Genomic DNA, 24,444 nt, shown 5'->3' with positions numbered 1-24,444 from the left:
GGGGTGTTTGGCTTGGGCTCTTCCCATGGGGATGATCAAATCGGTTGGGTGCTGGTGGATGCCCTGCAAGGTTTACTCCCTGAATCTGTGGTCTGCGAGAAATTAACCACCCCTGCTCACTCTTTAGTGACGTTATTGCCTCAGTTTGATCAGGTCATTGTGATTGATGCCTGTGAAATGGAGCAAAAAGCAGGTGAGTACAGGTATATTGAGGATGGGTCTGGGTTTTTGCATATGCAAAATGTGCCAGTTAGTAGTCATACTTTGGGTATCTCAGAGAGTTGGCAGTTGTTGCTTAAACTCGAACAATCTTTGCCGCAGATCAGTTTGTTTCTGGTTCAGCTAGGTCAAACTGAGACTATGGCGCCTATATCGGATTGTATATCTGAGCAGATACCTAACATGGTTGAACAGTTAAATAAAACGGTAAAACTTCGGTGTATAAACTAAGTTTCTTTGTTCCCGATGAAAATTTGGAACAAGTTAAAGCAGCTGTCTTCGCAACAGGTGCAGGGCGAATTGGTAACTACGATTGTTGCTGTTGGCAGGTGCTGGGTCAGGGGCAGTTTCGCCCTTTGGAAGGTAGTGATCCGCATATAGGGCAGCAAGGTAATGTAGAGACGGTTGATGAGTGGAAAGTTGAACTGGTTTGTAGCGATGAGCTGATACGTCAGGCCGTTGATGCAATGAAATCGTCTCACCCTTACGAAGAGCCAGCCTACGATGTTTGGCGCTTAGAAGAATTTTAAAGTTGTAACCGAATGACAGGGAGGTAGAAGTGACGCAGTTATTGGTACGTTACTCTCGTATTCTGGAGATTGTTGGTGACATAGTTAAAGTACATGTACCGTTAACAGATGGCGCTTCGTCTATCTGTTTTGGTGATCTAGCTTTAATCGAAAATGACAGACATGATGGTGCTGAAGCCAATTTGGCCCAAGTCATCTTGCTCGATCGTGAAGAGGTCTCGCTTCAGGTCTTCACTGGCACTAAAGGCCTCTCAACTCATTCGGTGGTTCGCTTCCTTGGTCGTTCCATGGAAGTCACTTTCTCCCCTAATATTCTTGGACGCTCTTTCTCAGGAACGGGTCGAGCTATCGACAACGGCCCGATGCTCACAGAAGAGCCCAAAATTGAGATCGATGGGCCCACGGTCAATCCGGCTAGACGTGTTTTAGCCTCGCATATGATTCGCACCGACGTGCCGATGATTGATGTGTTTAATTGTTTGGTTGAGAGTCAAAAAATCCCTGTGTTCTCCGTGGCAGGCGAGCCTTATAACCAGCTGCTAGCGCAGATTGGCACCCATGCGGATGCCGATGTGGTGGTCTTTGGTGGCATAGGTTTAGTGTTCGATGATTACCACTTCTTCCGTCAGGCATTTGAAGAAGCAGGCGTGCTAGCGCGAACAGTGATGTTTGTTCATCAGGGATCCGACCCCACCGTAGAAGGTTTGTTGGTTCCGGATATGGCGTTAGCTGTGGCCGAACGCTTTGCCGTTGAAGAGGGTAAACGCGTACTGGTGTTACTCACTGATATGACCGCATACGCCGATGCTCTTAAAGAGGTGGGTATCTCGATGGAGCATGTACCCTCAAATCGAGGTTACATCGGGGATCTCTATTCACAATTAGCGCGCCGATATGAAAAAGCCTGCGATTACAAAGGCGCAGGTTCTGTAACCATTTTGTCGGTTACAACAATGCCGGGTGATGATGTGACTCACCCTGTACCTGATAACACCGGCTATATCACAGAAGGTCAGTTCTATCTGCATGATGGAGTGATCGATCCGTTTGGTTCTCTATCACGCTTAAAGCAGCATGTGATCGGCAAAGTCACCCGAGAAGATCATAGCCAGATTATGAATACGATGGTGCGTTTGTATGCAGAGTCTCAAGATGCTGCGCAGAAACAAGCAATGTCTTTTGAGCTAAGTGAATATGATGAGCGCTTACTTAAATTTGGTGAGCTATTCCGAGATCGGTTTATGGATATACATGTCACTATGCCGTTAGAGCAAGCATTAGATCAGTGCTGGCTGACACTGGCTGAATGTTTCGAGCCGCAAGAATTGTTGATGAAGCAGGCGTTGGTGGATAAATATTTTCCAGCGCAAAATTTAGCTCAGGCTTAGGGATGAATTGTGGCGAAGCTAGCACTCAATAAGACCACATTAAATCGCGAGGGCGGACGCTTAAAAGCGTTTCGTCAGTTCGTGCCCGCCTTAGATTTAAAGCGAAAACAGCTTCTCGCTGCGAGACAAGAAACCCTGCAGCTTCTACAAGCTAACCAGCTAAAGCTACAAGATCTCTACCTTTGTGTATCTGAAAAGCTGCCAATGCTGGCGGGTGCGGAGATCGAGCTTAGCCAGTTGCTACAGGTCCAAAAGGTTGAAGTGAAGTACAGCAATTTAGTCGGACTAGAGCTGCCTGAACTAGCTGAGTTTAAGGTTGAGCTATCTGAATACTCGCGTTTGGTCTTGCCTCATTGGGTCGACACCGTTTTATTACTGCAGGAACAGGCCTTAAAGTTGGAAGTGGAGATCAGGATCTACCAACAACGCCTACAGATATTGGAAACTGGACTGCAGAAAACGACCCAGCGCTTAAATTTATTCGATAAGGTTTTGATTCCGCAGACTGAAAAAAATATCCGCAAGATCCGTATCGCTTTATCTGATGCAGAACGGGCGGGTGTTGTACGTGCCAAGATTGCGAAGAACAAACGTCGGAGGCTGCAGTTATGAGTATTCAGTCTCTTAAGAAAGCGACCTTAGTTGGCTTAACGGAGGAAAAGGCATCTATTCTCGATGCTTTGCAAGCCTTGGGAGTCATGCATGTTATTCCTTTGGTCGCGCCTAAAAAATCTCAAGTGAAGCTAGAGCATCAAGTGAGCCCTGAACAGCTCCATGGCGTGTTGCACTATCTTCTGAACTCTAAGCAAAAGCGCAAGCAGGTAGTCAGTGAACGTCATTTTGATCTGCTGGAGGTTACAGACAAAGTTGATCAAAACCGTAGTTTGCGGCTTAAGCTGGTGGAACGGCATGATTTTTTGCGCAAACGTATAAAGGATCTCAAGCCTTGGGGTAGTTTTATCTTGCCCGAGGAAGGTGAGTTATACGGCCGCCGTTTGTGGTTTTATCTTGTACCTAACTACAAGATGAAAGAGGTAGAGAAAACGGAGCTGCCTTGGCAAAGGGTTCATCGAGATAATCGCTATAGCTATATCACGGTTATTTCAGAAACAGAGCCGCCGTTAAACGCTATGCCAGTCACCCGCACTCATACCGGTGCTATTCCGCTCGAACAGTTGCAACGTGAGTTGGAAGATATCGAGGTCGAGCTAGAAACCGTTGAAGCCGAACGCGAGGCGTTTACAAGATGGATCTATCTCCTGCAACGATCCATTGCGGGTACCGAGGATGATGCCCAGCTAGCTGAAGTATCAGATCAGACTTTAGATCGGGATGAGATCTTTGCTATTCAGGGCTGGGTCGCTGAGGACAGCATAGAGTCGTTACAGCGCTTTGCTGATCAGCAATGTATGGTGTTACAGCTCGAAGCTCCTAAGCCTGATGAGTTGCCCCCGACACTTTTACAGAATCCAACCTCTGTTGCTGGTGGTGAAGAGGTGGTGCATTTCTTCCAGATGCCTGGTTACCGCAGTTGGGACCCTTCGCGCGTGGTGTTCTTTTCCTTTGTGAGCTTCTTTGCGTTGATCATGTCCGATGCAGGCTACTCGCTGTTGTTGGCTGCGATTTTGCTGTTTTACTGGCGAGATATGGGGCGCTCAGAAACGGGGCTGCGTTTGCGTGCTATGGGTGCAGCGCTTTCTGTAGCAGGCTTTGCTTGGGGTGTGTTGGTGGGGAGCTACTTCGGTGCCCAAGCCCCCTTTGCGTGGCTGCAGGGTTTCAAACTGATGGATCTCAATGACTTTGACAGCATGATGTCGCTCTCAATATCTGTTGGGGCCGTACACCTGATTTTGGCTAACTTGATGATGGCATGGGTCAGGCGTGGAACCACTCGAAGGTATGCTGCATTAGGTTGGGCAGGCTCGGTCACTGTGGCCCTTTGGGGCTGGATCGTTGGTTTTGAGGTTTTTCATTGGCTGTTATTGGCGGCTTGTTTGTCATTAGTGCTTTTTTTCTCTAGTGAAAAGTCAGAATGGAGTGTGGGTCGGCTCTTCGATGGTGTTTTGGCTCTTGCAGGGATAACCAAAATATTTGGTGATGTTCTGAGCTATCTGCGTCTGTTTGCTTTGGGGTTGGCCAGTGCTTCGTTGGCGATGACCTTTAATCAACTTGCGGTAGATGTCGCAGCTGCGCTACCTGCGATAGGCCTGTTGTTTAAGGTGCTTATCTTGCTAGTAGGCCATCTTCTTAATTTCGTACTTACCGTGATCAGCGGTGTGATTCACGGTTTGCGTCTGAATTTAATCGAATTTTATAACTGGAGTCTGGCGGATGAGGGCTATGCCTTTCAGCCGTTTGCTAAACGGGAGGTTTCACCTTGGATAACCTGATTATTGCTTTGGGTTGGGCTGGTCTATACGGCCCAATGGCGTTAGGGGCAATCGGTAGCATGATTGGTTGTGCGCAGGCGGGGCAAGCTGCCTGTGGTGCATTGTTAGAAACCGAAACAGGTCATGGTCGTTATATTGGGGTAGCTGCAATGCCGTCGTCGCAATCTATATACGGCATCGTGGTTATGTTTGCGTTGAATCGAGAAATTACGATCGATAACGCACCGGGCTTAGCTGCCATTGGTTTGTTGTGTGGTTTAGCGCTTCTATTTAGCGCAGCATGGCAGGGGCGTTGTTGCGCTTCTGCAATCAATGTTTCCAAAATCCGTCCTGAGATCTTTGGCATGTCGTTAGCTCCGGCTGCGATTGTGGAGGGCTTTGCAGTATTCGCCTTTATCTTTGCGCTGGTGATTAGTGCGGGCGTGCCTTTATAAGGGGGAGATTGCTGATGAGTAATGAACATCAAACTCATGCGTCTTCAGGCGTTGAAGAGCTGATCGAGAAGTTGCGTCAGCAGGGTGTTGAAAAAGGCCAGCATGAAGCTGAAGCCTTGGTTGAGGAAGCAGAGCATCGAGCAGATTGGTTGCTATCGCAAGCAAAGCAAGAAGCGGAACAGATCGTCAGTAAGGCACGCAAAGAAGCGGAAAAACTTCAACAATCTGGTGAAGATGCGTTAAAGATCGCTGCGCGTGATATGCATCTGGAAGTTCGAGAAACCCTATCTCATTCTTTCACCGATCAAGTGGAGCGTTTGGTTGCGCAGCAGATGGATAATGCTGAATTTATGCGTAGCTTAATCCTGTCGCTGGTGGCTAAGGCAAGTCATGATCATGGCATTGCTGATGCTGAGGAAATCGAGCTACTTCTGCCGGATGATTACATCGGCTTGGATGAGCTGCGCCGTAATCCTAAAGAGTATCGCGAAGGTAAGTTGAGCCAGTTTGTGCAATCACTTGCAGCTGAACAGATGCGAGATGGAGTTAGTTTTGATCTTCACCAAGGCAAAGGGATTCGTGTTCGTTTGCAAGGGGAGGAGGTTGAAGTCGATCTAAGTAGTGAAGCTATCTCTAAGCTGTTGTTAAAACATCTTCAGCCTCGCTTCAGAGCGATCATCGAGGGAGTGATTCGCTAGTGTCTGACTATTACACCTTAATTACAGCGCTCCCTTGGCTGCCTGATCTAGAGCATTGTAAGCAGATGCCGCTATCGCGTATTGCATTGGATCTGCGTTTAACCATGCTGACCGATGCTGATAGACAGCAGCTAGCTTTGATTGAGCGTCTTTATTATCCCGATGAGAAGGTGTTACGAGGATCGACGGATAGAGAGGTTGTGCAGCAGTGGGCTGATCAACTGAATCAGGTGAATAGCGAAGTGCTGCGTCAGCGGATACTGTTTCATTTGGAGCTGCGAACGTTGATGGCTGCACTTCGTAGTCGTTCAGCGGGTATGGAAAACTCAGCGTTGTTTTATGGAGTAGGTCGATGGTTGCCACGTATTCGAAAACATTGGTTTGAACCCGGATTTGGCTTAGAGGAGGTGTGTCCTCAGCTACAACCTTTACAGCGTGTTTTAGCGAAAGAGGATGCATTACTGGTGGAGCAAACCTTAAATCAGTGGTTGTGGCAGGACCTAGCGTTTTGTGAGAAACAACATGGGTTTAACTTCGAGGCGCTAGCCTGTTTTGTGTTGCGTTGGGTCATTGCCGAACGCCATCTAAATTATGATGCTGAAGTCGCTATAACAGAGTTTAATCGAGCAAATATGCAGTTATTGGAAATGACAGGCCTAGAGCAACAGTTAGCTCAGGGGGAGGTCTAGTGGACCATAAGATTACAGCTCAGGTAGTTGCAGTACGAGATGACATTGTCACCATCGAACTGGGTCAAGATGACGAGGGAGTGTTTTATCCGATTCTGAAAAATGAGGTGGTATATATCTGCCCTGTTCGAACCGCTATGGATGGACGGCAGGAGTATTTGCAGGCGGAAGTGCTTCGGGTGCGTCATGGAGAGGCGGATGTTCAGGTATTTGAAAATACCCGCGGTGTAGCTGTTGGAGACCCTGTTAGGCAAAGCGGCGAGATGCTTTCGGTTGCTCTTGGGCCTGGTTTGTTGGGTCAGGTTTATGATGGTTTGCAGAACCCTCTAGAGATCATTGCATCACAGAATGGCTTTTTTCTTCCTCGCGGGTTGGAAGTTGAAGGGATTGATCAACAACAGCATTGGGCTTTCCAACCCAGTATTAAAGTAGGCGATTGTGTTAAAGCCGGTGATCTGATTGGCAATGTTCAAGAGGGGCGCTTTAAACATCGGATAATGGCACCGTTTAACCTCTACGGTGAGGCAGAGATCAGCTGGATTCAGGAGGGGAGTTTCACGGTCACAACGCCAGTGGCACGTCTCCGTCTTGAGCACGGAGATGAGATTGAGGTCACTATGCAGCAGAAGTGGCCAGTGCGTGTGCCGGTGAGTGAGCCTTTACTTAGGTCGGGGAAAAGTAAACGGCATTATCCACAAGAACCGCTGCTTACTTCGATTCGGCTTATCGATACCTTTTTTCCTGTAGCCCGAGGTGGAACCGCATGTATTCCGGGACCGTTCGGTGCAGGTAAAACAGTGTTGCAAGGTTTGATATCTCGTTTTTCTGATGTCGATATCGTAGTGATTGTGGCCTGTGGTGAACGCGCCGGGGAGGTGGTGGAAACGATCACTGAGTTTCCAAATATGCCAGATCCGAAAGGTGGGACCTTAATGGATCGTACTGTGATTATCTGCAATACCTCATCCATGCCGGTGGCAGCGCGTGAAGCATCGATCTACACCGGGATCACCATCTCTGAATACTATCGTCAGATGGGTTATAACGTGCTGCTGATTGCCGACTCTACTTCGCGTTGGGCTCAGGCGATGCGAGAAACCTCGGGGCGTTTAGAGGAGATTCCGGGAGAGGAAGCTTTTCCAGCCTACTTGGATTCTGCTGTGCGGGCGCTTTATGAGCGTGCGGGTTTGATTGAAAACAATGCCGGAGAAATGGGGAGTCTTACTCTGATTGGCACTGTCTCTCCTGCTGGAGGTAATTTTGAAGAGCCGGTTACCCAATCAACCTTGCGTACAGTGAAGACCTTTTTAGGTTTGAGTGCCGAACGCGCTTATAAACGTGCCTATCCCGCTGTAGATCCGTTGATTTCATGGTCGCGCTATTTAGACCAACTTGCCGATTGGTATGCCGAGCATTTAGGCGAAGAGTGGGTTTCTCAGGTGAAAGAGATGAAACAGTTGCTCGATCAAGGTGAGGCGGTGCAGCAGATGATGCAGGTAACCGGCGAAGAGGGTGTTACCCTGCAGGATTATATTCTCTATCACAAATCTATCTGTTTAGATCAGGTTTATTTGCAGCAGGATGCTTTTGATGATGTCGATATATCGGCTCCCATCGAGCGCCAGCAGGCGTTGTTTACTCTATTAAGAACAGTACTGACATCGACGCATGACTTTAAGGATAAATCTGAGGTTAGGGATTTTTTTGTAACCCTTACAGGACTATTCAGAAACCTGAATTATAGCCGCACTGATAGCCCCGATTACCGACGCTATTTAGATGAGATAAATGCCAAGATAACGCTGCGTTAATCCACATCTGTACCGGTCCAAATTTAAGTCCCTGTTCTTTGTAGGGTGCTATAAATTATGGTAGTTTGACCTAGATCAAATTTTTGACCGGATGAATGGTCTGTTTGTTGACAAAATATGTTACAGTTTTATGTCGGTTCTTTTTGTTTGTATTGGGCCAATTATTAGATGTGCGCAGCCAATCGGCTTTATCGCGATGGAAAAGTAGATGCGGTTTCTATCCATCGTTTCAATTATAGAGTTCTGTCTCTATGACACCGACTAATGTAGGTGCTCTGCCGCGTTACCTTCTTTGGGGCTCAGTTGCCATAGCAGTAATGCTATTAGCAGCTGTTGCTACGCATTTTTTATACAAAAACCAACGAGATAGTGAACATCGCCTAGCTTCCTTAGAAAAGGAGTTTATGGACAAAGGGCGAGAGCATCTGATCACTGAGATTGATGGTGCAAAAGACTATATCCAGTATATGGTGGCTCAGGCCGAAGCCGTTCTGAAGCAAAAATCTCGTGAAGAAGTCCTTAAAGCGCATACCATCGCGCAAACCATCTACGATCGTGAATCTCCGCTAAGACCAGAAACGGAAGTTAAAGCGCTTATTCGAGAGAGTTTGCGTGATCTACGTTTTTTTAATGGTCGTGGTTATATCTTTATCGACGACGACCAAGGTATCTGCATTCTATTGCCGACTTCCCCCGGAGTTGAGGGGCAGTCTCTGTATGATAATCAGGACGATACCGGTCATTTCATTATGCGTGGTTTGTTGGATGCGGTTGAGAATCCTGAAAAGGAAGGGTTCTCTCGATATCGTTGGTATCCACCGCACGACCAAACTCAGATGACTGAAAAGATCGCGTTTGTGAAAGCGTTTGAGCCCTATCGCTGGATTATTGGTGCGGGCGATTATCTTTACCAAATAGAGAATGATCTGAAAGAACAGGCGTTAAAGCGTTTGGAGACGATCCGTTTCGGCGAAAATGGCTATTTGGCTGTGTTTGATACAGAAGGCAATCTGCTCTCGACTGCGGGTGTCAGCTCTCTGACAGGGGACAACCCCAACACCAAAATAAGTAAGAAAGAGCGCAAGGTGCTCGATCTTATCTATGAAACGGCTAAAAGCGGTGGTGGTTTCATCGAATATGAGTGGTATTACCCTAACGGCGAAGGACCACATCCCAAAATATCGTTAGTAGAAACTGTGCCGGATTTAGGCTGGGTCTTGGTTGGTGGTTTCTATCCTGATGATATTAAAAAATTGATGCAAAAGCAGAAAGAGATGGTCGAAAAGACCATGCGTGAGGATCGTGCTCAGATCTATGCATTTCTGTTTTTAGCAACCTGTGCCACCCTATCGCTGACGTTTGTTTTTTCTGGTTGGTTGAACCGTCAATTTGGTAAATATCAGAGCGAGATTGAAAATAAACAAAATGCTCTTCTTTTAGCTTCACGAGTGTTCGATAACGCCAGTGAAGGCATTATGGTAACGGATGCTGATTGCCGCCTCTTAGCGGTGAATGACGCCTTTGTAGATATCACAGGGTATTCCGCTGATGAGGTGGTGGGGCGTAACCCTCGTTTACTGCAATCGGGTCAGCATAGTGCTGATTTCTATAAAGAGATGTGGGATGAAATTAATGCCAAAGGTGCTTGGGGCGGAGATATTTGGAACCGTCGTAAGAATGGCGAAATTTTCCCACAGTGGCTCTCTATCCGTGCTTCACATAACGAACAAGGTGAAGTTCAGAACTATATTGCAGCCATCACAGATCTAACTGAACGAAAAGAAGTAGAAGATAAACTACGTTACCTTTCTGACTATGATTCGTTAACAAATCTGCCAAATAGACGTTTGCTTGGCTATAAGGTTGATCAAACGATTTCTTTGAGCTGTCGAGCGACAAAGCAACGTTTTGCGCTTTTATATATAGACCTCGATAACTTCAAGAACATCAACGATAGCCTTGGCCATCGTTTTGGTGATGAAATCCTCCAAGTGATGGCTGAACGAATTCAGAATGAGGTTCGTGAGGGGGATACTGTAAGTCGCTTAGGTGGTGATGAGTTCAGTGTTTTATTGCCGAATCTAAATAGCCTAGAGCAGGCTGCAAACTTATGTGAACGCATTATTCACCGAGTCTCTGAACCGTTGCAAAGCGATAGTCACTTGATGATTACACCTAGTATCGGTATCTCGGTTTTCCCTGATGACGGTGATGATTTCGATCAGTTGCTCCGAAACGCAGACGCCGCCGTACACTTTGCTAAGAATCAGGGGCGCAATAACTATCAGTTCTACACCGCTGAAATGAACCGACGAGCTTCAGAGCGCCTACAGGTTGAGATCGCTCTGCGTAAGGCGATTGAGCATCAAGAGTTTGAACTCTATTACCAGCCTCAAGTGAATCTTGCTGATGGCTCTTTAGCGGGTTGCGAAGCATTGATTCGTTGGCAGCACCCAAATCTTGGTTTGGTACCACCGAATAACTTTATTCCTCTAGCTGAAGAAACCGGCTTGATCCTGCCAATCGGGGGATGGGTGTTACAGCAGGCTTGTCAGCAAGCGGCTGAGTGGGGTAAACAATCTGATCAGCCGTTTACCATGTCTGTGAACGTTTCTGTCCGTCAATTTAGACCTGAATTGGTGGAAGAAGTGAAGGAAGCTTTAATGCAGTCGGGGATTGAACCTGCTTCATTGGTGCTAGAGATCACAGAAAGTACTTTGATGCATGATCAGGATAAAACTTTGCAGTTGTTACACGACCTCAAAGCGCTAGGTGTACAGCTGTCATTGGATGATTTCGGTACGGGCTACTCCAGTATGGCGTATCTGAAACGTTTTAATCTAGATCAGCTGAAGATTGACCGCGCCTTTATTGATGATCTGCCAGGTAACCCTGATGATGCTGCAATTAGTGCTGCAATTATCGATGTGGCGAGTCACTTTGGCTTGATTACAGTTGCGGAAGGTATTGAAACAGCCGAGCAGGCTGAGTTCCTCGCTCAGGCAGGCTGTATGGAAGGGCAGGGTTACTATTACGAGAAGCCGATCCCCGCCGATGCAGTAACTGAGCGTTATTTTAGTTAGAAATTAGGTCGTGTTAAACCGCTTTTGTAGGCTGCTGCATGGAGCGGTTTACAACATTTTCACGTAAGGGAAAGTGGTTGTTTTTACGATCGGAAAAGTAATAGGTTAAGGCCTTCTTGATGGTTGGGAATGCAAGCTCATCCCAAGGGATATCTTCCTCACTAAACAGTTCAACTTCCAATGATTCTGAACTGATCGAATACTCCGGTTTGTCCATATAAGCTAGATAGAGCATCTGTACCTGATTTACATGCACGATCGAAGTGATTGTGTAGAGGTGACTAATCTTAACTTCAGCATTTGCCTCTTCACGAGTCTCTCTCATGGCGCCTTCTAAAGTGGACTCATTGTTCTCCATAAAACCAGCAGGCAAGGTCCAAAAGCCTTTGCGAGGCTCAATGGCACGTTTGCACAGTAGGACTTTATCTTGGTAGATCGGCACGCAGCCGGTAATGACCTTTGGGTTTGAGTAATGGATAGTGTTGCAGTTGTTACAGATATGCCTAGGAAGGTGATCTCCTTCAGGAATGCTGAAAGTAAGTGTGCCGGCGCAGTTAGGGCAGTAGTTCATTCAATTAACCTAGGTTAGTCCATCTATCTTAAGGCAAGAAGTGCATGAGTAGCCTAGATTATCACCATGAGGTTAAAAAGCGAGAGCCAAGTTTCTCTTGGCTGTTCACTCAATAGCTCTGTTACTATTAAGCTATATAATAATTTTTAATCTAAGCAGAGCTTCAGTTTTAAAAGATACGCTTATGCTCACAACTATTCGCGAGCGCTTAGTGGGGTTTGAACCACGCAGCTTGCCAGACACATCGCCTAAAGCCAGTGTATTGATTGCTTTGACCGATCATGACGACCCTCATGTTGTGTTGACCAAACGCTCGTCAACCCTGTCATCTCATAGTGGCGAAATAGCATTCCCAGGCGGTAAATATGATGATACTGATACGGATCTGCTCTTTACCGCCTTGCGTGAAGCTGAAGAAGAGATTGGTTTGGCGCCTGAGCATGTTGATGTCATTGGGCAATTGGGGCAGGTGAGATCTAAACATGGCTTGCAGGTAACCCCCTGGGTAGGCGTGATTCCGTCAGATATTGAATTTACTGCAAATCCCGCTGAACTCGATGAGATATTTACTGTGCCGTTGAGTTTTTTTCTTGCGGATAATCGTTATGCAACGGATGAGATACGTTTTAAAAATCAAAGTATCTATGTTCCAGCATGGGAGTTTAATGGTCATATAATTTGGGGTTTAACTGCCTACGTGTTGGCAGAGTTATTAAATGAAGGCTGTGGGGCTAACATTCCAATGAAGCCTCGGCCCGAACATAAGGTTCGTCATTTCACCAGTGGGTCTTGAGGGGGACTATGTTGTATTCGTTAGGTGAGCAAGCTGTTTCGTTAGTGGGTGAAGAGCACTTTGTTGCGGATAACGCGACTGTTATCGGCAATGTAGAGCTGCATGATCGTGCTTCTATCTGGTTTAACGTTGTTATCCGTGGCGATAACGATCCGATAGTTATTGGCGAAGGAAGTAATATTCAGGATGGTTCGGTGTTGCATACCGATAGTGGCTTCCCGATGAGCATAGGATGTGATGTGACTGTTGGGCATATGGCGATGCTTCATGGCTGTGAAGTGGGTGATGGCTCGCTTATCGGTATCGGTGCCGTTATCTTAAACGGAGCCAAAATTGGTAAAGGTTGCTTGATCGGTGCTAAAACATTGGTACCGGAGGGGATGGAAATACCGGATAACTCGCTTGTAGTGGGCTCGCCTGCTGTTATCAAACGTACGTTGAGTGACGAGCAGGTGGAAGGCATTCGGCAGAATGCGCTTTACTACGTCGAAAATATGCGTCGATTTAAGAAAGAATTAACCGTTCAGAAGTAGAAGTATGACCGAGCAAGAGAACAAACCTGTGCCAAACCCTTGTGTAGGTGTTTGTGCGCTTGATGAAAATGACTTATGTATCGCCTGTCAGCGAAGTGGTATCGAGATTGCTGAATGGGGTGTTTATTCAAATGACGAAAAGCGCGCTGTTTGGGAAAAGATTAAGCTGCGTGAGCAAGGTCAGTTGCCGGAGTAATTCCACATGAAGGTTATGATTGATATCTGCATCGTCCCTTTAGGCGTCGGTGTCTCAGTATCTGAATATGTGGCGGCTTGCCAGAAGGTTTTTGACGAGGCAGGTCTAAGTCACCAGATGCATGCGTATGGCACTAATGTGGAAGGTGACTGGGATGAGGTGATGTTGGCGGTGAAACAATGTCATGAAGTTGTACATGAGATGGGCGCGCCGAGAATAACGACTTCAATGCGCTTAGGTACGCGTACAGATAGAGAGCAAACGATGCAGGATAAGGTTGATAGCGTTCAATCCAAACTTAGTTAGACGCTCGGATAAATGACTCCCTTTAGTAAAACAGTTACCAAGGGAGTCGGTCTTCTGAACTCTATTCTTCTACCGGTTTAGGTAGGGCGATAATGCGAGCGGTTTTAATCACATTGTCGCTGACTTGTAGTGTTTCTATGCGGTAGTGTTCCAACTGCAGGCAAACGTTAGCATCAGGAATCGATTCCAATGTTTCTGTAATCAGGCCGTTCATAGTTTTCGGGCCATCAGTTGGTAGTTCCCAATCCAGAGCTTTGTTTACATCACGGATATAAGCCGTGCCATCAACAAAGTAGCTTCCGTCTTCCTGTAAGAAGATATCTTGATCTGCTTCTTTGTTGTTCGACGACAATTCACCCACAATCTCTTCTAGGATGTCTTCCAGCGTCACAATGCCTTGTACGTCACCATACTCATCAACAACCATACCGATACGGCGGTTTTGAGATTGGAAATGCAGTAGTTGCGTCTGCAAAGGGGTGCTTTCCGGAATAAAGTAAGGCTCTCTGATTACTTGAAGGATCGCCGCCTTAGTTACTGTGCCACTGTGGAAAACCTGCGCTAGGTTGCGCATGTGCAGTAGGCCAACAACCTTGTTCAGCTCACCTTGATAGACTGGTAGGCGAGTATGCTCGGTACGGCTTAACTGCGCGATAATCGTATCAAGGTCATCATCTAGATCGATGCCCAGCACCTCGTTACGTGGCACCATGACATCATTAACAGTTACTTCTGATAGTTCTAAAACACCAAGTAGCATGTTCTGGTTGTTTTGCGGAAGTAGTGCGCCTGCCTCGTGTACCAGCGTGCGCAGCTCTTCAGTGCTGAGGTGATGACTGTTATCACCGGTTACATTTACACCAAATAGCTTAAGGAAGTTGTTAGTAATACCGTTGATGATCCATACAAGCGGATAGATCAGTTTTAATAGCGGCGCCAGAACTAAAGAAGCAGGAAAAGCTATCTTCTCAGGATGAATTGCAGCCATCGTCTTTGGAGATACTTCTGCAAAGATAAGGATCAATACAGTCAAGCCAAAGGTGGCAACCATAATACCGGCGTCACCCCATAGGCGAACACAGATGACAGTGGCAATAGCCGAAGCAAGGATGTTTACAAAGTTGTTGCCGATCAGAATAACGCCAATCAGACGGTCTGGTCGTGCAAGGAGTTTGCTGACGCGAATAGCGGCGCTGTGCTTTTTCTTAACTAAGTGTTTTAGGCGATATCGGTTGAGCGACATCATGCCTGTTTCGGAACTAGAGAAAAAAGCGGAACAGAGAATCAGGAAGCCAAGGACTCCCAAGAGAAAACTTATCGATGCGTCTTCCAAGACGGTATGCCTATATTAGTAATGGAGGGATATTTTTAAATGTGGCTCTTAGAGTGTCAAGCCATACTCTCGAATAATGCGTGCTTTTATCTGGATATCAGATAAACCATTCCATTACGGCTTTACTGCCAAAGAAACCGATCGCCAGAATCATAAAGCTTGTGATCGTCCAGCGGATGGCTGTATTGATTCTCCAGCCAAAGCTATTTCGGCCAAATAACAAGATGGCATAGAGCCCCCAAGCGATCAGGGAAAGTACAGTTTTATGCACTAGATGCTGAGCAAAGAGGTCTTCAAAGAATATAAATCCAGTGATGAGAGCTGCAGTAAGTAGTGTTAATCCTGTCCAAAGCATCTCAAACAATAGACGTTCCATTGTTTGTAATGGTGGTAGTGAGGACACTAATCCGCGCGTGTGGTGATGCTTAAGTGCTGAAACTTGGCGTGAAAGCAAAATGGCTTGGATCGTAGCTATAGTGAAAATACTGTAAGCCAAGATAGACAACAGAATATGGAGGATTAATCCTGCATCGTAGGCTTTGCCTTCGCCTACACCTGCTACCCAAGTAGCTAATACCGTCATGGCTGCCATTGGGAATACGGCAATAAATAGGTTGTCTATGCTCTGGCGTAAGCTGCTGAGTAATACTAAACCCGCTACCAGCCAAGAAATCAGTGAGCCAACACTAAATAGGCTGAGGTTAATACCGCCCGGTTGGTGTAGAACTAAAAAAATCGCAGCTGTGTGTGCTACCAGCCCCGCAAGACCTAAGGACTGATTGATAGAGCGAGATTGTTTGCGATCTCCGCGCATTATTTGCCATTGTAAAAAACCTGCGGTTGAGTAAAGCAGAACGGCAATTAATGTAGAAATGGATAACATCTTCGTCTCTTCTGTCCAGTGTTCCTGGAGAACAGTGTTTACGGGTGGAGTGTAAATCGAGCCTTAGTTTGTCACAGATAGAAGAAGGATAAAAGAAGAGGGGCTGCTAAGGATGCTTGGAGTGCGGTATAATACTGCGATTATTAATCCAAGTTTATCGATTTCCTCTATTTAATGGGCCTTTTAAGGCTGTCTGTGAAGAGGAAGTGTGGGGCAGGACATGTTTGAGAATTTAACAGAACGACTTACGCATACGCTACGTTCAGTCACGGGTCAGGCGAAACTGACAGAAGACAACATTAAGGGCACATTGCGTGAAGTGCGTATGGCGCTGCTTGAAGCAGACGTGGCGCTGCCTGTTGTTAAAGAGTTCGTAAACAGCGTTAAAGAGCGCGCGGTAGGTACCGAAGTAACCAAGAGTCTGACGCCGGGTCAGGTCTTCGTTAAGATCGTCAATGAAGAGATGGTCAAGGTTATGGGCGAGGCTAATGAGCAGCTGAACCTAGCAGCTAAGCCTCCTGCTGTTGTGATGATGGCGGGTCTTCAAGGTGCAGGTAAAACTACCTCTGTCGCTAAACTTGGTCGCCACCTGCGTGAGCGTGAAAAGAAAAAGGTTTTGGTTGTTTCTGCTGACGTCTATCGTCCAGCCGCGATCAAACAGCTAGAAACCCTCGCGGGTGAAGTACAGGTTGATTTCTTCCCATCAACGGCTGAACAAGATCCAGTTGATATCGCGAATGCTGCAATTGCCCATGCACGTATCCAGCACCATGATGTTGTTCTTCTTGATACTGCAGGTCGTTTGCACGTCGATGAAGATATGATGGGTGAAATTAAACGTTTGCATGAAGCGGTTAATCCTATCGAAACTCTGTTCGTTGTCGATGCGATGACAGGTCAGGATGCTGCTAATACTGCCAAAGCGTTTAATGAAGTATTGCCGCTGACTGGTGTGGTTCTGACTAAAACGGATGGTGATGCCCGAGGTGGTGCGGCACTTTCTGTTCGTCAGATCACAGGTAAGCCAATCAAGTTCTTGGGTGTAGGTGAAAAAGTTGACGCTTTAGAGCCATTCCATCCGGATCGTATCGCTTCCCGTATCTTAGGTATGGGTGACGTTCTTTCTCTTATCGAAGAAGCTGAGCAGAAGATCGATAAGCAGAAAGCAGAGAAATTCGCTAAGAAGATCAAAAAAGGTAAAGGTTTTGATCTAGAAGATTTCCGTGAACAGATCTCTCAGATGAAGAATATGGGCGGAATGATGGGCATGTTGGATAAACTGCCGGGTATGGGACAGTTGGCGCAAGCGGCTGATGCTGCAAATGCCGAGAAAGGCATGCACCAGATGGAAGCGATCATTAATTCTATGACGCCGATGGAGCGTCGTAAGCCTGATATCATTTCTGGTTCCCGCAAAAAGCGTATTGCGATGGGTTCGGGTACGCAGGTGCAAGATGTTAACCGCCTGCTTAAACAGCATAAACAGATGTCGAAAATGATGAAAAAGTTCAGCGGCAAAGGCGGTATGGCGAAAATGATGCGTGGTATGAAAGGCATGCTTCCACCAGGAATGGGCGGTGGCCCAGGTGGTATGGGCGGCATGGGTGGTCCTGGCGGCTTCCCGCGTATGTAATAATTGCGCATTTATTAAACGAAATGGCTTTATTAGGGCGGCAAATTCGCGTAGAATTGCCGCCCTGATTTTTCCGGTCCGATCTGCGTTAAAACCAGATTGGTTCATCAAACAGTGGGCGATATCAAAACCCACTCAATAAAAGGGTCTAACGCATGGTAATAATTCGTTTGTCTCGTGGTGGCGCTAAGAAGCGTCCTTTCTATCACATCTCAGTAGCGGACTCGCGTAATGCGCGTGACAGCCGTTTTATTGAGCGTGTTGGTTTCTTTAACCCAACTGCACGTGGTCAAGAAGAAGGTCTTCGTATCGATCTTGATCGTGTTGAATACTGGCAGAGCAAAGGCGCACAGCTTTCTGAGCGCGTAGCTAAGCTAGTAAAAGAAGCTAAAGCAGCTAAGTAATTTTTAGGTTTTTGATCAGGATTGAAAATGAGCAGTAATCCAAATAATGAACAACTCATTGTCGGAAAAATTACTGCAGTCTATGGGATCAAAGGTTGGGTAAAAGTTTACTCGCATACTGATCCAATGGAGAATGTTTTCAATTACAAGCCGTGGCTATTAAAAATTGGTGGTGTATTAAAGCCTGTAGAGGTTGAAGCCAGCAAACGTCATGGTAAAGGTCTGATTGCAAAACTGGCCGGTGTTGATGATCGCGATGTTGCCGCTAAATATTGTGGTTTAGATATTGCGGTTGAAGCAAGCCAGCTTCCAGTTTTGGAAGAGGGTGAGTACTACTGGAGCCAGTTACAAAACCTATTAGTTTATACCGAGTCTGACCAATTGTTAGGCAAGGTGATCCGCCTGATGGAAACCGGTGCAAATGATGTATTGGTTGTGAAAGGTACAGCAGACAGCATTGATCAAAAAGAGCGTCTGTTGCCTTATCTTCCTGATCAGGTGATTAAAAAGATTGACTTGGAAACAGGTGCTATGTGGGTCGATTGGGACCCAGAGTTCTGAACCATGTGGTTCGGGGTGGTGACACTCTTTCCTGAAATGTTTGATGCAATTCGTTGCTACGGCGTAACAGGTAAAGCGGTGAAAAATGGTTTGATACAGATGCAGTGTTGGAGTCCTAGAGACTTTGCACACGATAAGCATAAAACTGTAGATGACCGACCTTATGGTGGTGGCCCGGGAATGTTGATGAAAGTTCAACCTCTTAGGGATGCTATCCATGCAGCCAAAGCTGCTGCGGGTGGAGAAGCTAAAGTAATTTATCTCTCACCGCAGGGCCGTCGCATGGATCATAAGGGTGTACAGGAACTGGCTTCGCGTGAGAGGTTGATTCTGGTAGCAGGGCGTTATGAAGGTATTGATGAACGCCTGATAGAAACTGAAATTGATGAAGAGTGGTCGTTAGGGGATTTTGTCCTCAGTGGTGGTGAATTGCCAGCCATGACTATGATTGATGCAGTTTCACGTTTAGTACCTGGGGTCTTAGGGCATCAGGATTCAGCTACAGAAGATTCGTTTCATGATGGATTGCTAGACTGTCCTCACTATACTCGACCAGAACAGTTCGACGATATGCAAGTGCCTGAAGTGTTGTTGAGTGGCAACCATAAAGAGATCAGACGTTGGCGTCTGAAGCAGCAATTAGGAAGAACCTGGCAACGCCGGCCTGATTTGCTAGAAGATCTTGAGTTGGACACTGAACAAAAGTCATTGTTAACCGATTTTATCCGGGAGACCCAAGGGTCCGAAGGTTGAATGTTTAGGAGCAAGCGATGAGCGGCAAGAACCTAATTATTCAGCAGCTTGAAGCTGAACAAATGAACAAAGAAGTACCAGAATTCGCACCAGGTGATACTGTTGTAGTTCAGGTAAAAGTAGTTGAAGGTAACCGTACACGTCTACAGGCGTTCGAAGGCGTAGTGCTGGGCAAACGTAACCGTGGTGTGAACTCTGCTTTCACTGTACGTAAGATCTCTCACGGTGTGGGCGTTGAGCGTACTTTCCAGACTTTCAGCACTACTGTAGATAGCATTGAAGTTAAACGTCGTGGTGATGTTCGCCAGGCTAAACTTTACTACCTACGTGAGCGTAGCGGTAAGTCTGCACGTATCAAAGAGAAGTTGGGTTAATTCATCTTCCTCTCTTAAAAAAAGCGGCTTTATGCCGCTTTTTTTGTTTTTGTTTTTTGGTTATTCGTTGAGAAGCGTCAAGCGAATAGATAAAGGGTTGGACAGATTCGCCAATTCCCACCCATAATAACAACTATCATTAGGGTTCCGTGCATATAGGGAGAGCTTTCGGGGCTAAGGTTTATGCAAGTTAACGTGATTAAAAAAATTGCCGCTGTGCTATTGGTGATTCTTGCACCGATTGCGCTTTTCGCCGCTGTGTACGGTTTTGTTTGGTGGAAGGTCTCTACTGCAGCGGAAAGCTTCGCAAAGGACATCGCTCCTTTTGCAAAAATGACCTATCAAGATATTCATATCGACCTTGTAGAAGCTCAAGTGGGTCTTAAAGGTATCTCATTTGTCCCAACAGGTTCTGAGGGTGAAATAGGGGTTCAATCTGCTGTGCTGAAGGCGCCGTCATGGGGCTTTGTGCTCGATTTAGAGGAAAAACTCTCTAAGGGAGAGTTGCCTGATGCATTTAATGTCGATCTCAAGGGCCTCAATATCAACCTGAATAGCGGCTATATGCAGGATTGGGGACGGATTGCCCTAGAGGCGCAACGCGAAGCTGGTCAAAGCTATGACGCCCTAGCTTGCGGAGGTTTGGAATTTATAGGTCTGCCAGAGATTCGCAAAATGGGCTATGGCAATCTTAATTCTGATGTCTCCTTCCAATACCATTTTGATCCTCTCGATAAAGAGCTGAATTTTGATCTGCAAAGTAGGACTAAACAGGTCGCAAATATGAGCATGTCGTTGGTTCTGAAAGTCGCGAGTGAAACATTAAATATGCAGTCAATCGTGTTTGCTCAGCCGCAGCTTAAGCATATCGAGGCGCGATATTTCGATCGTGGTTATAACAAAAAGCGTAATAAATTCTGTGCGAATTTAAATAAAGAACCGGTTAAGAGCTATCGTGAACGTTATAAGGGATTGCTTTCAAAGCGTTTGGCTTATGAAGGTTGGAAAATTCCTGATGAGTTGTTTAATGCGTTTGAAGGTCTAAATAATCCAGGAAGCTCTTTATACCTGCGTGTGGATGTACCTAAGGGATTTGGTCTACAGTCTATGGCGATGATTCAAACACCAAGCGATTTGGTGCGCGAGTTAAACCCTTACGTCGAGTTTAGTAAAAAGTATGTTGCTTTAGATGGGCTGGAATGGTCAGAGCCGGACCCAGAAGGGGAGCGCCTGCTTCGAGAGTTGATGCAAAGCCAAGAGCCGCCTGAGCTTGTTCTGGGTGAAGAGATCGAAAAGGTTGTCGAGCCCGAAGAAAAGCCTAAAGCTCCTATATATCAACGACCTAAACCGGAAAAAGCCGTAGAGAAGTCATTCAAAAAAATTGAAGTTGAAAAGTTAGGTGGCCATATAGGGAAACCAGTGATTCTTTACACCTATTTTGGAAGGAAAGTAGAGGGGCGTTTGGTTGCTGTGACAGATGCAGTGGTTACTGTAGAACATCGTTTGGTAAGTGGGCGCGGAACTGCGACTTACCCTGTGGCTTACGATAAAATTCAAAGTGCGCAGTTATATCATTAGTACGTTAGTCTGACGTTTGGAGTATAAGTGGTAGCAAAACGTGAGGCTGAGACTGTGCATCCCAAGGATGCGCAGTTAATTGATACCTATCTAGATGCGATTTGGATGGAGAAGGGGTTAAGTGATAATACCTTAGCGTCTTACCGACGTGATCTAACTCAGTTTGCCATTTGGCTACGTCCCAATGCAGTTCGTTTACTTACCTGTACAAAGGCCGATATACAGGCTTACCTTGGGTGGCGAGTAAAAGAACGGTTAAGGCCGAGCTCAACTTCCAGAATGTTATCCTGCTTGCGAGGCTTGTACCGATATCTCCTTCGAGAAGGGGAGATAGAGGAAGACCCTGTGCTATTAATTCAAAGCCCGAAAAAAGGTCGTAGTCTGCCAAAAACCTTAACTGAGACCGATGTCGAAGCTTTGCTAGAGGCGCCAGAGCTAAATGATCCAGTGCAGTTTAGAGATCGCGCGATGCTGGAGGTTCTATATGCAACTGGATTGCGTGTTTCTGAATTGGTCTCTCTGAAAGTCCATGAAATGAATCTTAATCAGGGGGTGATTCGCGTCATGGGTAAAGGCGGTAAAGAGCGCCTTGTGCCCTTAGGTGATGAGGCTATTAGTTGGGTGAAGCGCTACGATGCACAAGTACGCCCTCTTTTAATGGGTGAAGAGGTTGGTGATGTAGTGTTTCCAAGTAGACGTGGTCAGCAGATGACGCGGCAAACTTTTTGGCATCGAGTCAAACGCCATGCCTTAACCGCAGGTATTGATAAACCATTATCACCACACGTTTTGAGACACGCTTTTGCAACTCATTTAATCAATCATGGTGCTGATCTACGTGTAGTTCAGATGTTGTTGGGCCACAGTGATCTATCAACCACGCAGATCTATACCCATGTAGCACAGCAGCGACTGCAATCCTTACATCAACAGCATCACCCTCGAGGTTAATCTGCTAGACTGTGGAACTTTTCGTGAGATCGAGAGTCTCTTCTTGGTATCGGAATAAGTCTGAGCTTTATTAGATTTGGAAATTTTATGAAAAACTTATTTAAAACGTTTGCTTGTCTTTGGGCGTGTGTAGCGACATCAGTAATGGCGGCAGAAGCTGAAGGGCTTATTGAGCAGAACCTTAAGAAAGTAGATGCTCGTATCGTCGTGAAAGAGATTGGCGATGCGCCTTTAACTGGATTGCGTGAGGTCGAGTTAAACAGTGGTGAAGTTTTGTATGCTGATGAAAAGGGCGAATATTTTCTTATTGGTAAGCTCTATCGCTTCACCGACAAAGAAGGCTTTGTTGATCTGACTGAACGTAAGAAAAGTGCACAGCGCAAAGTTCAGATGGCTAATCTAGATGAAGAAAAGTTAGTTGTTTATAAGCCTAAGGGTGAAGTAAAAGCGACTGTGAATATCTTTACAGATGTAGATTGTCCATATTGCCGTAAACTGCATGCAGAGATTCCTGCTCTCAATGAGCAAGGCGTTCAAGTTAATTACTTGGCTTACCCTCGTAATGGAACAGGTACCGGTACTTTTAAAAGCATGGTATCAATTTGGTGTGCTGAAGGTGCTGAAGGCCGTCGCCAAGCTATGGATCAAGCTAAATCAGGCATTCGCCCAGCAGTTAAGACTTGTGATAACCCTGTATTAGATCAGCTGCAGTTGGGTCAGTCTGTTGGTGTGACAGGTACGCCTGCAATTATTTTTGAAGATGGTCGTTTGTACCCAGGTTATGCACCAGCGCAGCAGTTGGTTAACCTGTTAGATCTTGAAAAATAACCCACTGCGGTTACTGAGATGGAGGCTATATGGCCTCCTTTTTTATTTGTTGGGTCATAATGGGCTCAGAGATAGAGCTATTGCCTTGTTTTGGCTATAATACCCGCCTTATTTTTTGTAGATTGCGGTAATTGCCTGAAAAAAAGAGGCTATCGCGGTTTTTTTTAGTTCAACAGCATGCGAGGTGCAGGTTTGAAACCGGTTAAAGTTGGTATCTGCGGACTAGGTACAGTCGGTGGTGGCACATTTAATGTGCTGAAGCGCAATGCGGAAGAGATTGCTCGTCGAGCAGGCCGCAAGATTATTGTTGAAGAGGTTGGTGCTCGCGACACAAACCCAGATTGCGATACCAAAGGCACTCAGATTACCAACGATATTTTTGCTGTAGCTAAAAATCCAGAAATCGATGTTGTCGTTGAACTGATCGGTGGCTATGACGTTGCTAAAGAGCTGGTTTTGACAGCAATTGAGCACGGTAAGCACGTTGTAACTGCAAACAAAGCACTGATTGCGGTTCACGGTAACGAGATCTTTGAAGCGGCTCAGAAGAAGAACGTAATGGTTGCGTTCGAAGCGTCTGTTGCGGGTGGTATTCCGATCATCAAAGCGATCCGTGAAGGCCTTTCTGCAAACAAGATCAACTGGTTGGCGGGTATCATCAACGGTACTGGTAACTTCATCATGACTGAAATGCGTGACAAAGGTCGTGCATTTGAAGATGTGTTGGCAGAAGCACAAGAGCTTGGTTACGCAGAAGCGGATCCAACGTTCGATGTCGAAGGTATCGATGCTGCTCACAAACTAACCATTCTTGCGTCTTTGGCGTTTGGTGTACCGCTACAGTTTGAAAAAGCATTCACTGAAGGCATCAGCAAAATTACACGTGAAGACGTGCAGTATGCTGAAGAACTAGGCTACCGCATCAAGCATCTAGGTATCACTCGCCGCACTGACAATGGTGTTGAGCTGCGTGTTCACCCAACACTGATCCCTGAGTCAGCGCTAATCGCTAACGTAAACGGCGTGATGAATGCTGTTCTAGTTGACGGCGATGCAGTCGGTCAAACTATGTACTACGGAGCAGGCGCGGGTGCTGAACCTACAGCCTCTGCTGTAGTTGCTGATATCGTTGATGTTGTCCGTACGCTAACCGCTGATCGTGACAACCGTGTACCGCACTTGGCTTTCCAGCCAACTGAGTTATCTGATGCGCCGATTCTGCCAATCGAGCAAACAGAATCTGCTTACTACCTGCGCATGAACGCACAGGAGAAACCAGGTGTGCTAGCTAAGATCTCTAGCATCCTAGGTGCGCAAGATATCAATATCGAAGCGATTATCCAGAAAGAAACTACTGAAGATCAGGTGCCAGTTATCATCCTGACTCAGTCTGTTCTTGAGCAGAAAGTGAATGATGCAATCGCTCAGATCGAAGCATTAGATGAAATCAATGGTTCGGTTACACGTATCCGTGCTGAGCACTTTGATAGTTAAGGAGTAAACCC

At 46.3% G+C, this 24,444-nt stretch carries 26 protein-coding genes; 23 read left to right on the top strand and 3 right to left on the bottom strand.

The window, feature by feature from the left end:
* Positions 1-12: 12 nt before the first annotated feature.
* The 10 genes from ACMXYT_RS14975 to ACMXYT_RS14930 all read left to right on the top strand — a co-directional run bounded on the left by ACMXYT_RS14975 (position 13) and on the right by ACMXYT_RS14930 (position 11,242).
* Positions 13-450, top strand: coding sequence for a hydrogenase maturation protease (locus ACMXYT_RS14975; protein WP_415899361.1), 438 nt, complete (start codon positions 13-15; stop codon positions 448-450).
* Positions 438-749, top strand: a complete 312-nt coding sequence (locus ACMXYT_RS14970) for an NGG1p interacting factor NIF3 (protein WP_415899360.1) — start codon at positions 438-440, stop codon at positions 747-749. Before ACMXYT_RS14975 ends, ACMXYT_RS14970 begins: the two co-directional genes overlap by 13 nt.
* A 29-nt stretch (positions 750-778) precedes the next feature.
* On the top strand, positions 779-2,137 hold the full coding sequence (locus tag ACMXYT_RS14965; RefSeq protein WP_415899359.1) for a V-type ATP synthase subunit B: 1,359 nt from the start codon (positions 779-781) through the stop codon (positions 2,135-2,137).
* A gap of 9 nt (positions 2,138-2,146) precedes the next feature.
* Complete coding sequence (locus tag ACMXYT_RS14960) at positions 2,147-2,749, top strand: V-type ATP synthase subunit D (RefSeq protein ID WP_415899358.1); 603 nt, start codon at positions 2,147-2,149, stop codon at positions 2,747-2,749.
* The gene (locus tag ACMXYT_RS14955) at positions 2,746-4,527 is read left to right on the top strand and encodes a V-type ATP synthase subunit I (protein ID WP_415899357.1); all 1,782 of its coding nucleotides are present in this window, start codon (positions 2,746-2,748) and stop codon (positions 4,525-4,527) included. The genes ACMXYT_RS14960 and ACMXYT_RS14955 overlap by 4 nt, the downstream gene beginning before the upstream one ends.
* Positions 4,515-4,961, top strand: a complete 447-nt coding sequence (locus ACMXYT_RS14950) for an ATP synthase subunit C (RefSeq protein ID WP_415882568.1) — start codon at positions 4,515-4,517, stop codon at positions 4,959-4,961. Before ACMXYT_RS14955 ends, ACMXYT_RS14950 begins: the two co-directional genes overlap by 13 nt.
* Positions 4,962-4,975: 14 nt before the next feature.
* On the top strand, positions 4,976-5,659 hold the full coding sequence (locus ACMXYT_RS14945) for an ATPase (protein WP_415899356.1): 684 nt from the start codon (positions 4,976-4,978) through the stop codon (positions 5,657-5,659).
* Positions 5,659-6,348 (top strand): DUF2764 family protein, encoded by a 690-nt coding sequence (locus ACMXYT_RS14940; RefSeq protein ID WP_415899355.1) that lies wholly within the window; start codon positions 5,659-5,661, stop codon positions 6,346-6,348. The genes ACMXYT_RS14945 and ACMXYT_RS14940 overlap by 1 nt, the downstream gene beginning before the upstream one ends.
* Positions 6,348-8,159 (top strand): V-type ATP synthase subunit A, encoded by a 1,812-nt coding sequence (locus tag ACMXYT_RS14935; protein WP_415911627.1) that lies wholly within the window; start codon positions 6,348-6,350, stop codon positions 8,157-8,159. The genes ACMXYT_RS14940 and ACMXYT_RS14935 overlap by 1 nt, the downstream gene beginning before the upstream one ends.
* A 251-nt stretch (positions 8,160-8,410) precedes the next feature.
* On the top strand, positions 8,411-11,242 hold the full coding sequence (locus ACMXYT_RS14930) for a cache domain-containing protein (protein ID WP_415899352.1): 2,832 nt from the start codon (positions 8,411-8,413) through the stop codon (positions 11,240-11,242).
* A gap of 13 nt (positions 11,243-11,255) precedes the next feature.
* On the opposite strand, the gene ACMXYT_RS14925 is transcribed toward ACMXYT_RS14930, so the two are convergent.
* A complete protein-coding gene (locus ACMXYT_RS14925; RefSeq protein ID WP_415899351.1) occupies positions 11,256-11,813 on the bottom strand; it encodes an NUDIX hydrolase in 558 nt (185 codons plus the stop codon).
* Between the two features lie 184 nt (positions 11,814-11,997).
* On the opposite strand from ACMXYT_RS14925, the gene ACMXYT_RS14920 reads away from it, so the two are divergent.
* From ACMXYT_RS14920 to ACMXYT_RS14905, 4 genes are read left to right on the top strand one after another with little or no spacing between them, the layout of a single operon-like run.
* Positions 11,998-12,606: a CoA pyrophosphatase gene (locus ACMXYT_RS14920; protein ID WP_415899350.1), complete on the top strand. Its 609-nt coding sequence runs from the start codon at positions 11,998-12,000 to the stop codon at positions 12,604-12,606.
* A gap of 8 nt (positions 12,607-12,614) precedes the next feature.
* Positions 12,615-13,139, top strand: coding sequence for a gamma carbonic anhydrase family protein (locus ACMXYT_RS14915; protein WP_415899349.1), 525 nt, complete (start codon positions 12,615-12,617; stop codon positions 13,137-13,139).
* Positions 13,140-13,143: 4 nt separating this feature from the next.
* The gene (locus ACMXYT_RS14910; RefSeq protein WP_415885970.1) at positions 13,144-13,335 is read left to right on the top strand and encodes a DUF1289 domain-containing protein; all 192 of its coding nucleotides are present in this window, start codon (positions 13,144-13,146) and stop codon (positions 13,333-13,335) included.
* Positions 13,336-13,341: 6 nt separating this feature from the next.
* Positions 13,342-13,641 carry an MTH1187 family thiamine-binding protein gene (locus ACMXYT_RS14905; protein WP_415899348.1) on the top strand — a complete coding sequence of 100 codons (300 nt, stop codon included), beginning with the start codon at positions 13,342-13,344 and terminating at the stop codon, positions 13,639-13,641.
* Between the two features lie 61 nt (positions 13,642-13,702).
* Here ACMXYT_RS14905 and ACMXYT_RS14900 read toward each other — a convergent pair whose 3' ends face one another.
* Together ACMXYT_RS14900 and ACMXYT_RS14895 are read right to left on the bottom strand one after the other, a co-directional pair.
* Complete coding sequence (locus ACMXYT_RS14900; RefSeq protein ID WP_415882558.1) at positions 13,703-14,974, bottom strand: HlyC/CorC family transporter; 1,272 nt, start codon at positions 14,972-14,974, stop codon at positions 13,703-13,705.
* Between the two features lie 97 nt (positions 14,975-15,071).
* Positions 15,072-15,857: an inner membrane protein YpjD gene (locus ACMXYT_RS14895; protein ID WP_415899347.1), complete on the bottom strand. Its 786-nt coding sequence runs from the start codon at positions 15,855-15,857 to the stop codon at positions 15,072-15,074.
* Between the two features lie 220 nt (positions 15,858-16,077).
* Here ACMXYT_RS14895 and ffh point away from each other — a divergent pair, with 220 nt between their 5' ends.
* From ffh to ACMXYT_RS14850, 9 genes are all read left to right on the top strand, one after another.
* Entirely contained in the window at positions 16,078-17,490 is a 1,413-nt protein-coding gene (gene ffh / locus ACMXYT_RS14890; RefSeq protein ID WP_415899346.1) for a signal recognition particle protein, read from the top strand.
* Positions 17,491-17,645: 155 nt separating this feature from the next.
* A complete protein-coding gene (gene rpsP / locus ACMXYT_RS14885) occupies positions 17,646-17,894 on the top strand; it encodes a 30S ribosomal protein S16 (protein ID WP_415882555.1) in 249 nt (82 codons plus the stop codon).
* 27 nt (positions 17,895-17,921) lie between these two features.
* Positions 17,922-18,455: a ribosome maturation factor RimM gene (gene rimM / locus ACMXYT_RS14880; RefSeq protein WP_415899345.1), complete on the top strand. Its 534-nt coding sequence runs from the start codon at positions 17,922-17,924 to the stop codon at positions 18,453-18,455.
* 3 nt (positions 18,456-18,458) lie between these two features.
* Complete coding sequence (gene trmD, locus ACMXYT_RS14875; RefSeq protein WP_415885961.1) at positions 18,459-19,208, top strand: tRNA (guanosine(37)-N1)-methyltransferase TrmD; 750 nt, start codon at positions 18,459-18,461, stop codon at positions 19,206-19,208.
* Positions 19,209-19,225: 17 nt separating this feature from the next.
* The gene (gene rplS / locus ACMXYT_RS14870) at positions 19,226-19,582 is read left to right on the top strand and encodes a 50S ribosomal protein L19 (protein WP_415882552.1); all 357 of its coding nucleotides are present in this window, start codon (positions 19,226-19,228) and stop codon (positions 19,580-19,582) included.
* Between the two features lie 183 nt (positions 19,583-19,765).
* Positions 19,766-21,160: a hypothetical protein gene (locus ACMXYT_RS14865; RefSeq protein ID WP_415904545.1), complete on the top strand. Its 1,395-nt coding sequence runs from the start codon at positions 19,766-19,768 to the stop codon at positions 21,158-21,160.
* Between the two features lie 105 nt (positions 21,161-21,265).
* On the top strand, positions 21,266-22,111 hold the full coding sequence (xerD, locus tag ACMXYT_RS14860; protein ID WP_415901135.1) for a site-specific tyrosine recombinase XerD: 846 nt from the start codon (positions 21,266-21,268) through the stop codon (positions 22,109-22,111).
* Between the two features lie 87 nt (positions 22,112-22,198).
* On the top strand, positions 22,199-22,939 hold the full coding sequence (locus ACMXYT_RS14855) for a DsbC family protein (RefSeq protein WP_415899343.1): 741 nt from the start codon (positions 22,199-22,201) through the stop codon (positions 22,937-22,939).
* Between the two features lie 192 nt (positions 22,940-23,131).
* A complete protein-coding gene (locus ACMXYT_RS14850; protein ID WP_415882549.1) occupies positions 23,132-24,433 on the top strand; it encodes a homoserine dehydrogenase in 1,302 nt (433 codons plus the stop codon).
* The last annotated feature ends 11 nt before the right edge of the window (positions 24,434-24,444 follow it).

It is taken from the genome of Neptuniibacter sp. QD37_11 (genome assembly GCF_047778105.1).
Classification (GTDB): Bacteria; Pseudomonadota; Gammaproteobacteria; order Pseudomonadales; family Balneatricaceae; genus Neptuniibacter.
Note: the sequence above shows the minus strand (reverse complement) of the source record. Positions and strands in the feature narration are given on the sequence as shown.